The organism is Aliidiomarina haloalkalitolerans (assembly GCF_003987315.1).
Taxonomy (GTDB): Bacteria; Pseudomonadota; Gammaproteobacteria; order Enterobacterales; family Alteromonadaceae; genus Aliidiomarina; species Aliidiomarina haloalkalitolerans.
The window spans coordinates 1-14,306 of record NZ_PIPI01000010.1 but is presented as its reverse complement, the minus strand read 5'-3'; the positions used below and the strand labels follow the sequence as shown (position 1 = coordinate 14,306).

Here is a 14,306-nt window from a genome sequence, read left to right as displayed (position 1 = left end):
AGTATGAGCGAAGCAGTACAAATTGGCCCAGGTAGCCACGTGGTGATGCACTTCTCGATTAAGTTGAAGGACGGCTCGGCGGCCGACAGTACGCGTGTGCATGGCAAGCCAGCACGTTTAACCATTGGCGATGGCAACCTGACCAAGAACTTTGAAGACTGCTTACTTGGCTTGCAAGCGGGCGACAACCGCGAGTTTACCTTGGCACCGGAAGACGCATTTGGTCAGCCGTTGCCAGAAAATATTTATCATATTGAACGGGTGCGCTTTTCGTCGGACACGCCTGCTGAAGTGGGCGCGATTATTGCGTTTGGCCAACCTGATGGCCGTGAGATTCCTGGAATTATCCGGGAAGTAACGCCGGATATCGTCACCGTTGATTTTAATCATCCATTGGCAGGGCAAGAAGTGACCTTTGCCGTGGAAATTTTGAGTGTGGAGGCACCATGAAAATAATCCTCGCCAACCCACGCGGTTTTTGTGCCGGTGTTGACCGTGCCATCACCATTGTGGAGCAGGCCTTAGAATTGTTTTCGCCACCCATTTATGTGCGCCATGAAGTTGTGCACAACAAACATGTGGTTGATGGCCTGCGTGACCGCGGTGCAGTGTTTGTGGAAGAACTAGACCAAGTGCCAGACGACGCCATTGTGATTTTCAGTGCGCACGGGGTGTCGCAAGCGGTGCGTGAGAACGCGAAAAACCGTGGTCTGAAAGTGTTCGACGCCACCTGTCCGTTAGTCACCAAGGTTCATATGGAAGTCACCCGAGCCAGTCGGCGTCATCAAGAATGCGTGCTGATTGGCCACGCGGGACACCCTGAAGTAGAGGGCACCATGGGCCAGTACAGCAGCGACGAAGGCGGTATTTACCTGGTTGAGTCGGTCGACGATGTCGCCCGTTTGCAGGTGAAAGACCCAACGCAGTTGCACTACATGAGCCAAACCACCTTGTCGGTTGACGACACGTCAGAAATTATCGATGCGTTACGTGTTCGCTTCCCTGAGATTCAAGGGCCGCGCAAAGACGATATTTGCTATGCGACGCAAAATCGCCAAGACGCGGTACGTGACTTAGCTGGCGAAGTGGACGTGTTACTGGTCGTGGGTGCGCGCAACAGCTCGAACTCCAACCGTTTACGTGAACTTGCTGAGAAAATGGGCACACCCGCGTATTTAATTGATGACGCGAGCTGCATTGACGAGGCATGGTTAGCGGGCGCTGCTAAAGTGGGCGTGACTGCGGGTGCTTCGGCACCGGAAATCCTCGTGCAAAACGTGGTGAACTGGCTGAAAGAACGTAATGCGAGCAATAGCGTTGAAGAACGCTCAGGCCGCGAAGAAAATATTACCTTCTCAATTCCTCCTGAACTGCGGATTAAAGCGGTTTAGTTGCCTTTTTTGGGTGTCATTTATCGGTTTACCTTGAACAAAAAACAGCACAAATAATTGTGCTGTTTTTGTCAGCTAAAACCGAACTCCCTTGTTATTCCTTTTGCTGCCATTTACTTTTGTTGCAGGCTTTTAATTAGAGCTACAAAACAATCAATGGCGCAAGGAATGCAGCATGAAAAACTTCAAGGAATTCCGGGTTGGCGGTTATTCGTTAATTGAGCTCATGATAGTCGCAGGCATGTTGGCGGTGCTGGCGCTCATGAGTTGGCCAGCCTTACAAGAATCGCGCTATCGCGCCGAACTCGACGATGCAGCAGATAATTTAACCGCCTTAGTGCGCGCAGCTCGGCTGCAGGCCATTGCCACAGACAGTGCGGTGTGGGTCGGTAAAAGCCATGCCCAAAGCTTATGTTTTTGGCAGCAGGAACAACGGCCGCTTGACTGCCCAGCAGCGGACGGCTTGAATGCGCCGCTGTCACCCCGAGTGGAAGTTGAAGCATTGTTTGGTGCCTTTGAAGCGACGCGCTTTTATGGCGGCTCTGGCATGGCGGGATTTGCGACCGGCCGCTTTGAGTTACGTCACTACGAGCTGCCTCATGAGGCGGTGCGGGTGATCGTTTCGTCGCTTGGGCGCGTTCGTGTTTGTCGGGTTGGCATTCGCCAGTTGCGGCTGCCGCAATGCTGAAGAGGCTGGTTGTTAAAGGCTGTTTTCCGGCTAAAGGCTTTGCGCCGGCTAATGGCTCTTTACGAGCTAATGGCTTTTTGCCAGCTAATGGCTTTTTTCCGGCTAATGGCTTTTTGCCGGCTAATGGCTTTTTTCCAGCTAATGGCTTCTCCCTCCTCGAACTACTGCTAGCAGTGGCGGTGATGGCGGTGACGACGGTTGCGGCATTGACGGTGCATAGTCATTTATGGGCGGCAGCCTGGCAACAGCAGCAAGCGAGTGCCGCGCGCCAGGGCTTTTACGCGCTTGGCTATTGGTTACAACGTGAACTGCAACAGGAATTACAAGTTACAGCACTAGCTATGGACAGTGATGTGCTCGCGGCGAACCCATGGCACTACGATGCGAGCCTGCGGTGTTTACTCTATTTGCGTGTGAACGGCACGGTTAGCGGTATTCGCCTGCGCCAGAAGGCATTGCAGTGGAAGCCGGAGCAGGGCGATTGTAACAGTACGGGTTGGTTAAATTTGCATGACCCAGCCTTGTTTTCATTGCAAGAATTCGACTTCACTATCTCGTCTTCTGGGCAGGTGCAGCTGTGCTTGTGGCCCGCTTTTGAACGCGCTGTTGAACGAGAGCAAACGGGGCAGGTGGCGGCGCCTTGGTGTTACTCCTGGTGGGGTAGGCGCTAATGCTGGTTCTGGTTCTTGTACTTATTCATTTGTCGGGGTTGCAACTGAGCGCAGCGATTACGTCGGGTCAGCAGGCCACCGCTTTAATGGCTGTCGACCTGCGTTTAGCGCAAGCTGAACGGGCGTTAACCAGCAGTGCGGCTTGGTTTAGTATGCGCTTACAAGCAGGTGAAGCTGACGCTGGGGTTGAAGCCTTAGTTAAAGCTGCGGTTGACGGTACAATTGAGGGGCGTGGTGAAATAAATCTAGCCAATCTGCGACATAGCGTGTCGCAAGTGTCGCAAGTGCCACCGCTTATGCCTGAGTTCTTGTTGCAAGCAAGCTGGCTGCCAGTCAGTTGTCCAGCGCACTTAACTGCGGGTTTCGCAGAACCGAGTGTGGCCCGTTGTCTGCAGCTGCAGCTCACCGTCCGCCATATTCACCATGCGCTGGAACGCAGTTTGACGGTTATTTATGGTTGGGACGAGGCGGAGCAATTGCGCTTTGTCTGGCCGTTGCGAGGATAAGTGAGATGGCATGTTTATACCCGAAGGGGCAGCTTCAACAGCAGTGCCTTCAGCGGCGCGAACCAAGCCAGAGGCCAAGCCAGAAGCTAAGCCAGAGGCCAAGCCAGAAGCTAAGCCAGAGGCCGAGCCAGAGCCAGAACCGCAAGCAAGCGGGATTTACCTTGCCAGAAATTATGCTAGCGAGCGCACTGCTGGTGACGACCTTGGTCTTTTTTATTCATGCTTCGGCACAAGTGAGCGCTTTGTGGTGGCATATGGAGCGGAGCTATCGTGCTGACGCTGAGTTACAGCAGTGGTTATTGCAGTGGCAACAGCAACCACCGCAACACGCAGTTCATGGCCAGTTGAGTGACGGCCGATATTGGCAAATTACACCGCAAGCGCATGGTTGGTCTTGGCAAGTCCGCGACAGTGAGCAAAGCCCGCTTGAGCAAGGGTGGTATACCCATTGGGGGGAGATCATTCCAGCGCACTGAATCGGTACCAACTCTGGCCGGAAATTGTCGCAGACTGAGCATTTTTTGTGGTAGGATGAGGCCAATTTAATCTATGTGTACAAGGTTGTTAGAGCGGTGCTATTGCAAGGCAGAGAACTGCAATCGGTGCGCGGAGAGCGGACCTTATTTAGTGACATCAACCTCGACGTTACGAGTGGTCAATTGTGGCAGATTGAAGGCCCCAATGGCGCTGGTAAGTCGAGTTTGTTGCGTATTCTTGCGGGGCTTTTGCCGCCTCAGCACGGCGCTGTGTTGTTCGAAGGTGAAAGTATTGAGCAATGCCGCGAACGCTATTATTACGACCTTCTCTTTATTGGCCACAAAGCAGGTATCAAGCCTGAATTAACGGCCATTGAAAACCTTGAGTTTTACGCCGCCGTGGAAGGCCTCGAGTTCACCCAGCCGCCGTATGAATTGCTCGCGCAAGTGGGTTTAGTTGGCCTTGAAGATATTCCTGCACAACGTTTGTCGGCCGGTCAACAACGCCGCATTGCGTTAGCCCGTTTGTGGTTTTCACAAACGCGTTTGTGGATTCTTGACGAGCCATTCACCGCCCTCGACGTCAGTGGTATTGCCTTATTACATGAACGTTTTCAGCAACACCTCGCTCATGGTGGCGCAATTATTTTAACGTCACACCAAGACTTGCAGAGCATGAGCTATCCGGTACAGCGCTTAACCTTGAGGTATCAGCACTGATGACGGACCAGCTAACCCAAGCGCAAGCAGAAACCCAAGCGCAAGCAGAAACCCAAGCGCCAATCGCGACAGGCGCCACAACTGCAGGCACGGCAGCGGTCACGACTGCGGTTACAAAAACCCGTCAGTCACAGCGCGTTGTGAGTAGTCGCAAAGTGTTTCAGCAAATTATTCGCCGCGACCTGCGCGTGGCCATGCGCCAACGCAGTGACTTGCTCAACCCGCTGATTTTCCTGCTGATTGTGATTACCTTGTTTCCGTTAGGCGTTGGCCCAGGCCCCGATATTCTTGGTCGGATCGCCGCTGGTGTCATTTGGGTGTCAGCGTTATTGTCAGCAATGCTCGGCCTCGAGCGCATTTTCCGCGATGACTTTCGGGACGGTGCGTTGGAACAAATGCTGTTATTGCCGGTCGCAGTGGAACTCAGTGTGTTAGCCAAAATCGTGGTGCACTGGTTGCTAACTGCCGTACCTGTGTTACTGATTACGCCGCTATTGGCATTACTGCTGAACCTGCCGGTGCAAGCTTGGGGTGTGCTGTGGCTCACTTTGCTCATCGGTACGCCAATTTTAAGCGCAGCAGGCGCCATTGGTGTCGCCCTCACTGTTAGCCTGAATAAGGGCGGGGCGCTACTAAGTTTGTTATTATTGCCGCTGTTGGTGCCGTTGTTGATTTTTGCCACCGCAGCAGTCGAGGCCACCCTAGCTGGTGTTTCACCAGCAGGTCCATTGGCATTAATTGGTGCTTTTAGTGTGCTGAGTGTCACGCTAGCACCGTTGGCGGTGAAAGCCGGATTACGAGTGAGTGTAAATTAATATGTGGCGATGGTTACACCCGTATGCAAAACCTGAAGCAACCTTCCACTTGGTGCAAAAGCTGCTACCGTGGTTTCTTGTGCCTGGAATCGTGTTGTCAGTGCTTGGACTGGTTTGGGGCTTAGCCTTTGCGCCACCGGACTATCAACAAGGCGAAAGCTACCGCATTATTTTTGTGCACGTACCCGCGGCCATGTGGTCGATGGGCTTTTATGTGGCCATGGCGGCCGCCGGTTTGCTGGCATTAGTTTGGCAAATTCGGACCGCAGAATTGGCGCTGTTAGCCATTGCGCCGGTCGGTGCGGTACTGACGTTTATTTCGCTATTTACCGGTGCTTTGTGGGGCCAGCCCATGTGGGGCACGTGGTGGGTGTGGGACGCACGCTTAACTGCACAGCTCATTTTACTGTTCTTGTACCTAGGTGTGATGGCCTTGTACGTTGCCTTCGAAGACGAGCGGGCGGGTGCCAAAGCGGCAAGTATTTTGGCATTAGTTGGGGTGATTAACATCCCAATCATTCATTACTCCGTATATTGGTGGAACACCCTGCATCAACAATCGACGGTCACCCGAGCTATTACCCGACTAGAGGCGCCAAGTATCGCCCCGGAAATGCTTTATCCGTTGTTGGTGAATATTGTCGCCATGATGCTGATTAGCGCGGTACTGGTTATGCTGCGCTTAAACAACGAAATTTTACGCCGCGAAATACACCGGCCATGGGCCCTGAAGTATTTAGGCATTGCGGTCAGTACGCCTGCTGCGACAACCGGGAAGGAGTAAGCCAATGCAGTTTGAGAGCTTCACCGAATTCTTGCACATGGGCGGCTATGCCGTTTGGGTCTGGTGGTCCTTTGTAGGCACCTTGGCCTGTTTCGCGCTCTTAGCGTTTGAAGCCGTGATGCGCCGCAAAACGTTAGTGAGCGAAGCGCGTAAACACGCCGCTCGCGCTGAACGAATTTTGCAGGCTCGCCAAGCCCGTAAGCAGCAAAAAGCTGCACACTGATTTCTAAATTGACGTAACGAGAAAGATCATGAACCCAAGACGTAAAAAGCGATTCATAATGACCAGCGGGATTATCGGTGGCGTTGCCATTGCCACTGCATTAGTGCTGTACGCATTGTCCCAAAACATCGATCTGTTCTACACCCCAACCGAAATTATCAACGGTAAAGGTGCGGAACAAGTGCGCCCAGAAGTGGGCCAGCGCATTCGTGTTGGTGGTTTGGTGGTACCCGGCTCAGTGCGCCGCGAAGGCTCGGGTCTAACGGTGTCATTTAACTTAATCGACACCGGTCCAGCGGAAGTGATTGTTGATTACGAAGGCATTCTGCCGGACTTATTCCGTGAAGGCCAAGGCATTGTCGCACAAGGTATTTTAATTGCGCCAAACCGCTTGCAAGCGAGTGAAGTATTGGCCCGTCACGACGAAGAATATATGCCGCCAGGGCTGGCTGAAGCGCTGAAAGGCGTCGAGCATGTACCGCCATCGCAGTGGGACGATAGTCAGTACCGCAGCAATGATAATGGCGCAGACGACAAATCAGAAAACGAATCAGGTGGTGGTTACTATGATCGGTGAGTTAGGACATTTTGCCCTAGCGCTAGCATTTGCGTTTTCAGCGCTCCTCGCGATCATTCCACTCGTTGGTGTTGCGCGTGGTCATGGCGGTCAAATGGCGCTTGCCCGACCGCTGACCTACGGCATGTTCGTGTTTACTTTAATTTCGTTTATCGCCTTGGTCTGGGGCTTTTTAGCCAATGACTTCAGCATTGCCTATGTGGCGAATAACTCGAATACCGCACTACCGGCGATTTATCGCTTTACTGCGGTGTGGGGCTCACACGAAGGCTCGTTCCTCTTGTGGATGCTGGTGCAAGCCAGTTGGGCTGCTGCCTTAGCGTTATTCTCAAACCGTTTACCATTAGTGTTTGCCGCACGGGTACTGGCGGTAATGGGGATGATCGGAGTCGGTTTCTACTTGTTCATGTTGCTGACCTCGAACCCGTTTGAGCGCACCATTCCGCTTATTCCAGTGGATGGCCGCGACTTAAATCCATTGTTGCAAGACCCGGGGATGATCATTCACCCGCCATTGCTGTACATGGGTTACGTTGGTTTCTCGGTAGCCTTTGCCTTCGCCATTGCCGCCTTGCTCGGTGGTCGTTTGGACTCGGCTTGGGCGCGTTGGTCACGACCATGGACGATTGCCGCATGGGTATTCCTCACGCTGGGGATTATGGTCGGTAGCTGGTGGGCTTATTACGAGCTTGGCTGGGGTGGCTGGTGGTTCTGGGACCCGGTTGAAAATGCCAGTTTCATGCCATGGCTTGCCGGTACGGCATTAATGCACTCGCTGGCGGTGACCGAAAAACGCGGTACGTTTAAGTCGTGGACCGTGTTATTGGCAATAGCCGCGTTTAGTTTGAGTTTGCTCGGTACCTTCTTGGTGCGCTCGGGCGTACTGGTTTCGGTGCACGCGTTTGCCGCTGACCCAACACGGGGGATGTTCTTATTGAGCTTCCTCGGTGTCGTTATTGCCGGCTCATTGCTGTTGTACGCGATTCGCGCAGCGAAAGTACAAAGCCACAGCCGCTACGACTTGTTCTCGCGAGAAGTACTATTGCTGGGCAACAACGTGGTGTTGGTAACGGCCACTGTGGTGGTCATGATCGGTACCTTGTTGCCCTTGTTTTTCCAACAGCTCGGCCTTGGCAATATCTCGATTGGCGAACCTTTCTTCGACGAAATGTTCTTCTGGATGACCATTCCATTCGCGCTCATCTTGGGCTTAGGGCCACTGACGCGCTGGCGTCGTCAGGACTTTAGTGAAATTCGCAATAGCTTAGCGTTGGCATTCGTGTTAGCGGTGGCACTCGGTTTCGCATTGCCGTGGATTTTCGCCGATGTGGTGCATGGTTTAGCAGCAATTGGCCTGATTTTAGCGCTGTGGGTGGTGTTTACCACAGTTGCCGAGTTACGCATGCGCGTTGCGAGCCGTGAACAAAAATGGCCGGCATTGGTGAAACTCGGTCGCAGCCATTGGGGTATGGTGCTCGGTCACCTTGGTTTTGCGGTCATGGTCATTGGTATTGCCATGGTGCAAAACTATGAAATTGAGCGCACCGTGCGCATGGGCCCTGGCGACACCTTCGAACAAAGTGGCTACGTGTTCACCTTTGACGAAATGTACGAATGGGAAGGCCCGAACTTTATTAGTGACACAGCTACGTTTAGCGTGACCCGAACGGATGGTAGCCGCGTCGGTATTATCAAGTCGGAAAAACGTTTCTATGTGGTGACACGTCAAATTCAAACGCAAACAGGCTTACAAGTGAACGCGTTCCGTGACCTTTACATTGCGTTAGGGGAAGAGCTTGACGATGGTAGCTGGGCGGTCCGGATTCATATTAAGCCGTTTGTACGCTGGATTTGGGCGGGGTCGATTCTGATGGCCATCGGCGGTATTTTTAGTATGACCGATAAACGCTATCGCTTGCGTCGCCGCTTGAAAGCTGAGCGTAAACGTGAACATGACGCTGAAATTGCGAACGAGAAGGAGGCGCGCGTATGAGTCCAAAACTTCGCTTAGCTTTCTTTTTAATGCCGTTGGTATTGTTTTTACTGGTTGCGGTGTTCTTATTTAAAGGTTTATTTTCGGACCCGACGCGCCTTGACTCGGCACTAGTCGGCCGCGAAGTGCCGCAGTTTGAACTGCCGGACCTGTACCAACCGGACGTTACCCATGACAATCGCATTATTGGCACTCGGCCGTTATTAATTAACGTTTGGGCAACCTGGTGCCCAACCTGTTACGCCGAGCATACGTTTTTAAACCAATTGCTTGCCGAAGAGCAGGTGTACATCATTGGTTTGAATTACAAAGACGATTCGCGCGGTGCTGCGGTACGCTGGTTGCAAAACTTAGGCGACCCGTATGCGATTAACTTGTTCGATGAAACCGGTTTGCTGGCGCTGGACTTAGGTGTTTACGGTGCGCCAGAAACCTATGTGGTCGACCAACATGGCGTGATTCTTTATCGTCACGTGGGCGATTTGAACGAGCGGGTTTGGCGCCAAGAAGTAGGCCCAATTTACTACCGAGCGATGCGGGATGCCGGCTTGCCGATTCCTGAGCACCGCAGGGAGTTAGTACTATGATGCGACTACTCTTTTTACTGCTGACTTTAACGTTCACGTTGGGGCTTGGGCAAAGCATGGCATCGGCAGAGTTTTATGAATTTGAAACTGCCGAACAAGAACGTCGGTTTAATCAATTAACTGGTGAACTGCGCTGCCCAAAATGCCAGAACCAAACCATTGCGGACTCTGATGCGCCATTGTCGCAAGACATGCGCCAACGTGTTTACGAGATGATTATGGCGGGCAACACCAATGCAGAAATCATCGATTTTATGAAAGTGCGTTACGGTGATTTTGTGCATTATCGGCCACCGGTTAACCGCTCAACCTTGATTCTTTGGTTCGGGCCGTTACTGGCATTTTTAATCGGTATTATCGTGATTGTGATTAACGTGCGGATGCGCCGCAATGACGCCGAAGCCGAGTTGACTGCTGAAGAAGAAGCACGTTTGCGTGCGGTCATGGCCGCAGGCGATAGCAATGAATCGAAGAAAGAGGAGCACACTAACTAATGTGGTATTTCCTTCTTGCGCTCCTGTTAGTCCTAGCCATTGTATTCATGGTGCTTGCGCGCCGTAATCAATGGGAAACTTGGACCATTGAACAGGCAAATAAAGAAATTTACGAGAGCCGAATTCTTGAGCTCGAAGAAGACGTGCGCCAAGGTGTGATCTCGGAAAAAGAGCGGGTGCATGCTGAGAAAGAGCTGCTAAAAACCTTTGTAACGGACATTCACGACCCCGACGCCAAGGTTGAGAAGAAGCCAGCAGGAATTTTAATACCGACGGTTATATTAGTAGTGCTCGCCGTTGGGATTTATATCTATGATGGCTCTTGGCAGCAACAACAGCGTTCGGACCGTGCGCACGAGGCATTACCTGGTTTGAGTGCTTGGTTGCAAGGTGACCAAAGTGCAGCGCCGCGTTCAGAAGACGATCTATGGACATATGCGCTCGGTTTGCGTCAACGCTTGATGGAAGAGCCGGAACCGAATGCGTGGAGCCTGTATGGTCGCTTGATGATGCAAGTGCGCCAACTTGAACAAGCGCTCGAAGCCTTTGAAATGGCCTATCGGTTAGAGCCGAATAACTACAATAACCTGATGTCCTACAGCCAAGCGTTGATCATGTCGGGCAGTGACCATGACTTGTCATTAGCTGCGCGTAATTTACGCATGGTGTTGCAACAAAATGGTACCAACATCGAAGCGCTCGGTTTACTCGGTATTGTCCACTTTGAACGCGCCGATTTTGAACGGGCTGCGGCTTCTTGGGACATGGCTTTACGCTTGATGGACGAAGCAGACCCACGTTACAGCGCTATTGCTGACTCGTTACAGCAAGCACAAGACCGTCTAGATGGCACGGTGACGACCTTAACGGTGACGGTTGATATTACCGAAGCATTGCGCAACGAAATGGCCTGGGTGACGAATCTGTATGTATTTGTTCGCGACCCAGACGGTGGCCGCGAACCGATTGCCGTCACACGTCAACGGGTAACCGACTTCCCAGTCACCATTACCTTAACGGACGAAGACGCGATGCTCGAAGGTGTCGACTTGTCGTCAGCGAGTAGCTGGTTGGTGCAAGCGCGCTTAACCACAGGTGAGACTATGGAACGTCGTCGTGGCGATTTCGAATCGCGGCCAATGCTGATTGAGCGCGAGTCGGGTCGTCAGATTCGGATTACGCTTGTGGACATGGTTGAATAATGAAGACGATCGCTAAGGGCGTAAGTGCGGGGTTGGCGCTGCTGTTGGTCAGTGGTTGCGCGCAAACCCCGGATAGTGAAAGTGCTGCGGAAGTTGATGTGGATACGACATCAGCGTCTGCGGCGCAGTTTGACTTTGACTTTCGCGACGAGCGTGACCCTTGGGAGCGGATGAACCGTCCGTTCTATAACTTCAATCGCAATACCCTTGACCCGTACTTGATTAGCCCCGCAGCGAGCGCCTACGCATTGGTGCCACAACCGGTGCGTGACGGTTTGTTTAATGCCACGGAAAACATTGTTGAGCCGGCTTCGACGGTGAACAATTTACTCCAAGGCAAGTTCAAAGCTGCGGGTATTAGTGCCGGCCGCTTTTTGATGAACTCGACGATTGGTCTGTTTGGGCTATTCGATGTTGCCAGCAAAATGGGCGTTGGCAAAGAGCAAGAAAGTTTTGGTGAAACGCTGGCTGTGTATGGGGTGCCGGACGGTCCCTATGTGATGTTGCCGGGTGCTGGGCCAACGGTGATTATCGACCGTGGTGGCGATTTTGTTGACGGCTATGTCTGGCCGGCAACGCTCTTGAGCTGGCCGGTCAGCATTGCGCGTTACGCAATTCGTGGCTTAGAAACGCGCATTGCTTTGCGTGACCTTGAACCCATGCTGAACAATGCGATTGACGAATATGCGTTCGTGCGCGAGGCATACTTCTCGACGTGGCGCGACAAGGTCTATGACGGTAATCCACCGATAGACGATTTGTACGATGATTTTGATGATTGGGGCGATGATTGGGGCGATGACTGGGATGACGGCTGGGGTAATGAGGGGAATAATTCCAGCGCGCATTCGCCGGTGCTGACGCCTGCTTCGTATAAACTCGATTTAAATAAGCCCAGTATGACGTTGCCCGACAATTACATTGTGGTGCGAGTTCGGACCGCACCGTAAGTGATTGTTGTTTGCAGGGCGTGATTTACCAAAAATTATCACCTGCGGGTTTGACGGCAGGCTGTTTCTAGACGAGGCTTAAAAGAAGTAGGATGTGGAATTGGAGTTCCGAGCATGAATCGAAAAGTTCTGATCGTGGAAGACGACAGTGTTTATGCCTCGATTCTGGAAAATTTTCTCAGTGAAAGAGGTTTTAGCCCGAGCAAAGCCGGTGACGGCAGAAGCGCTCTGGCGATGTTAGCGCAAGAGCACCCTGACGTGGTGCTCTGTGACCTCAACTTACCTGATATGTCTGGTTTGAAGGTGCTTGAACACCTTGTTCATTCACCAGACGCTGTTCCTGTGATTGTTATTTCTGCTTCAGACCGGATGTCAGACATTCGTGAAGCGGTGCGTTTGGGCGCGGTCGACTATTTGGTGAAACCGGTGGCGAAGCTGGACGTGTTGGAATACGCGCTAGAAAGTTGTCTGGACCGTGTGGCGCTGGAAAAAGAGCATGAGCACGAACGCTGGGAATTCGACGACCACCTCGATGTGCTATTCCAAGACGACAGTGTGGTGGCGCGTTTAAGTCATGATTTAATTCGCCGTGAGTCGCTTTCGGTGGGGCCATTTCAGGTGGCGCAACAGATTGGCGCTGACGACGAGCAACGGCTCTGGATTGATTACTATCGTTTACCGAATGATCAACTGATTATGGTCTTGGCGCGGGCGCAAGCGCTTAGCGGTCAAGATGTGTTGGCGCTGTTGGTGTTAAAAACCTTATTTAACCCGCTGTTGCGGGCAACCCTCGCGGAAACCACTGCGATTTTGATGCATCCAAACAAGCTTTTAGCGCGGCTCAACAGTGAGCTCTGTCACTCTCGGATTCGGGCGGCTTTCGATATGGCTGTGGTCTGGATTGATACGCGCACGGGTGTTGCACGTTGGAGTCAAGCGGGCGACAAGATCATGCTCAGTCACGAAACCCAACCTGATCTGGCTCTCGGCATCTGGGCCAACGCGACTTTCCGCCAAAACCAAGCGCCTCTCGATACCCAAGGCTTCTACATGGCCTGCGGTCAAACCTGGCTTCGCGCCCAAGTTCGCGGCGCGGGCTAACGCCCGGCCGCTAGAAGTGCTTCGCTAATTTACCTCAGGTTTTTCAACCAGGCGGTGAAGTCTTTGCCTAGTTTTGGATGGCGCATGGCGTAGGTGACGAAGGTTTGTAGATAACCTAGCTTGTTGCCGCAGTCATGGCTATGACCTTGCATGTAGTAAGCGTTCACGCCTTCTTGTTCAAGTAACATAGCGATGGCGTCGGTGAGTTGGATTTCGTTGCCAGCGCCGATAGGGGTGCGCTCGAGTAATGGCCATAGGTTTTTCGAGAACACGTAACGACCAACAACGGCGAGGTCTGAAGGCGCTTCGGCAACCGGTGGTTTTTCGACCAAGGCTTTGATAGGCGCTTGTTCACGCGGCTTTAATTCTGCGCCACCAATGTCGGCAACGCCGTATTGGTCGACAAGTTCGCTAGGTACTTTTTCGACCATGACTTGGCTAACGCCGGTTTCGCGGAAGTTAGCGATCATCTCTGCCATGTTTTCTTTGCGTGTGTCGTAGCTTTGATCGTCCATCAGTACGTCAGGCAGTACGACGGCAAATGGTGCGTCACCGACGAGTGGTTTGGCACATAAGACGGCATGGCCGAGGCCTTTTGCGGCGCCTTGGCGGACATGCATGATGGTCACGCCTGGCGGGCAAATAGACTGTACTTCGTCGAGCAATTGGCGCTTCACGCGCTGCTCGAGAATTGATTCGAGTTCGAAGCTGGTATCAAAGTGGTTTTCGATGGAGTTTTTACTCGAATGGGTGACCAAAATAATTTCGGTCAAGCCCGCTGCAGCACACTCATTAACGATAAATTGGATTAACGGCTTGTCGACCAACGGCAACATTTCTTTTGGGATTGCCTTGGTTGCCGGCAACATCCGTGTCCCAAGCCCTGCCACAGGGATGATGACTTTGGTTACGGCTTGTCCTTTCATTTTCTTTCTCCATCTTTGGTTTCATTGCCCGTAAGTTTACATCAGATAGGGCGCAAACAGAATGCAGGAGTTGTGGTGACTGCTCCCCGCCCTAAGCGCTAAAGCGCCACGGGCGAGGCTTCCAACTTCTCAGGCAGCAACTGGTACGTGACCAGATTGACGCTTGCCTCCATTGGCAGAAACCGACAGTCCTGCGGCCTTT

The 14,306-nt window shown here is 52.5% G+C and carries 18 protein-coding genes; 17 read left to right on the top strand and 1 reads right to left on the bottom strand.

What is annotated here, in order from left to right; genetic code table 11:
• Positions 1-3 precede the first annotated feature (3 nt).
• The 17 genes from fkpB to CWE06_RS11170 all read left to right on the top strand — a co-directional run bounded on the left by fkpB (position 4) and on the right by CWE06_RS11170 (position 13,178).
• On the top strand, positions 4-450 hold the full coding sequence (gene fkpB / locus CWE06_RS11255; protein WP_126794264.1) for an FKBP-type peptidyl-prolyl cis-trans isomerase: 447 nt from the start codon (positions 4-6) through the stop codon (positions 448-450).
• Positions 447-1,391: a 4-hydroxy-3-methylbut-2-enyl diphosphate reductase gene (gene ispH, locus CWE06_RS11250; RefSeq protein WP_126794261.1), complete on the top strand. Its 945-nt coding sequence runs from the start codon at positions 447-449 to the stop codon at positions 1,389-1,391. Before fkpB ends, ispH begins: the two co-directional genes overlap by 4 nt.
• Before the next feature lie 175 nt (positions 1,392-1,566).
• Positions 1,567-2,079: a GspH/FimT family pseudopilin gene (locus CWE06_RS11245; protein WP_126794258.1), complete on the top strand. Its 513-nt coding sequence runs from the start codon at positions 1,567-1,569 to the stop codon at positions 2,077-2,079.
• Entirely contained in the window at positions 2,073-2,750 is a 678-nt protein-coding gene (locus CWE06_RS11240; protein WP_126794255.1) for a prepilin-type N-terminal cleavage/methylation domain-containing protein, read from the top strand. Before CWE06_RS11245 ends, CWE06_RS11240 begins: the two co-directional genes overlap by 7 nt.
• Positions 2,750-3,256 (top strand): hypothetical protein, encoded by a 507-nt coding sequence (locus CWE06_RS11235; RefSeq protein WP_126794253.1) that lies wholly within the window; start codon positions 2,750-2,752, stop codon positions 3,254-3,256. Before CWE06_RS11240 ends, CWE06_RS11235 begins: the two co-directional genes overlap by 1 nt.
• Before the next feature lie 5 nt (positions 3,257-3,261).
• Positions 3,262-3,732: a prepilin-type N-terminal cleavage/methylation domain-containing protein gene (locus tag CWE06_RS11225; RefSeq protein WP_157981175.1), complete on the top strand. Its 471-nt coding sequence runs from the start codon at positions 3,262-3,264 to the stop codon at positions 3,730-3,732.
• Positions 3,733-3,828: 96 nt separating this feature from the next.
• Complete coding sequence (ccmA, locus tag CWE06_RS11220; protein ID WP_241972550.1) at positions 3,829-4,452, top strand: cytochrome c biogenesis heme-transporting ATPase CcmA; 624 nt, start codon at positions 3,829-3,831, stop codon at positions 4,450-4,452.
• Positions 4,452-5,267: a heme exporter protein CcmB gene (gene ccmB, locus CWE06_RS11215; protein ID WP_126794242.1), complete on the top strand. Its 816-nt coding sequence runs from the start codon at positions 4,452-4,454 to the stop codon at positions 5,265-5,267. The genes ccmA and ccmB overlap by 1 nt, the downstream gene beginning before the upstream one ends.
• A 1-nt stretch (position 5,268) precedes the next feature.
• Positions 5,269-6,051: a heme ABC transporter permease gene (locus CWE06_RS11210; RefSeq protein WP_126794240.1), complete on the top strand. Its 783-nt coding sequence runs from the start codon at positions 5,269-5,271 to the stop codon at positions 6,049-6,051.
• Between the two features lie 4 nt (positions 6,052-6,055).
• Positions 6,056-6,274, top strand: a complete 219-nt coding sequence (ccmD, locus tag CWE06_RS11205) for a heme exporter protein CcmD (RefSeq protein WP_126794239.1) — start codon at positions 6,056-6,058, stop codon at positions 6,272-6,274.
• A 28-nt stretch (positions 6,275-6,302) separates the two neighbouring features.
• The gene (gene ccmE, locus CWE06_RS11200; protein ID WP_126794237.1) at positions 6,303-6,851 is read left to right on the top strand and encodes a cytochrome c maturation protein CcmE; all 549 of its coding nucleotides are present in this window, start codon (positions 6,303-6,305) and stop codon (positions 6,849-6,851) included.
• Positions 6,841-8,844 (top strand): heme lyase CcmF/NrfE family subunit, encoded by a 2,004-nt coding sequence (locus tag CWE06_RS11195; protein ID WP_126794235.1) that lies wholly within the window; start codon positions 6,841-6,843, stop codon positions 8,842-8,844. Before ccmE ends, CWE06_RS11195 begins: the two co-directional genes overlap by 11 nt.
• Positions 8,841-9,431, top strand: coding sequence for a DsbE family thiol:disulfide interchange protein (locus CWE06_RS11190; protein WP_126794233.1), 591 nt, complete (start codon positions 8,841-8,843; stop codon positions 9,429-9,431). The genes CWE06_RS11195 and CWE06_RS11190 overlap by 4 nt, the downstream gene beginning before the upstream one ends.
• The gene (locus CWE06_RS11185; protein WP_126794230.1) at positions 9,428-9,925 is read left to right on the top strand and encodes a cytochrome c-type biogenesis protein; all 498 of its coding nucleotides are present in this window, start codon (positions 9,428-9,430) and stop codon (positions 9,923-9,925) included. Before CWE06_RS11190 ends, CWE06_RS11185 begins: the two co-directional genes overlap by 4 nt.
• Positions 9,925-11,127, top strand: coding sequence for a c-type cytochrome biogenesis protein CcmI (gene ccmI, locus CWE06_RS11180; RefSeq protein ID WP_126794227.1), 1,203 nt, complete (start codon positions 9,925-9,927; stop codon positions 11,125-11,127). Before CWE06_RS11185 ends, ccmI begins: the two co-directional genes overlap by 1 nt.
• Positions 11,127-12,077, top strand: a complete 951-nt coding sequence (locus tag CWE06_RS11175; protein ID WP_126794224.1) for an MlaA family lipoprotein — start codon at positions 11,127-11,129, stop codon at positions 12,075-12,077. Before ccmI ends, CWE06_RS11175 begins: the two co-directional genes overlap by 1 nt.
• 114 nt (positions 12,078-12,191) lie before the next feature.
• Complete coding sequence (locus CWE06_RS11170) at positions 12,192-13,178, top strand: response regulator (RefSeq protein WP_126794221.1); 987 nt, start codon at positions 12,192-12,194, stop codon at positions 13,176-13,178.
• 29 nt (positions 13,179-13,207) lie between these two features.
• Here CWE06_RS11170 and galU read toward each other — a convergent pair whose 3' ends face one another.
• The gene (galU, locus tag CWE06_RS11165; RefSeq protein WP_126794219.1) at positions 13,208-14,104 is read right to left on the bottom strand and encodes a UTP--glucose-1-phosphate uridylyltransferase GalU; all 897 of its coding nucleotides are present in this window, start codon (positions 14,102-14,104) and stop codon (positions 13,208-13,210) included.
• Positions 14,105-14,306: the final 202 nt, after the last annotated feature.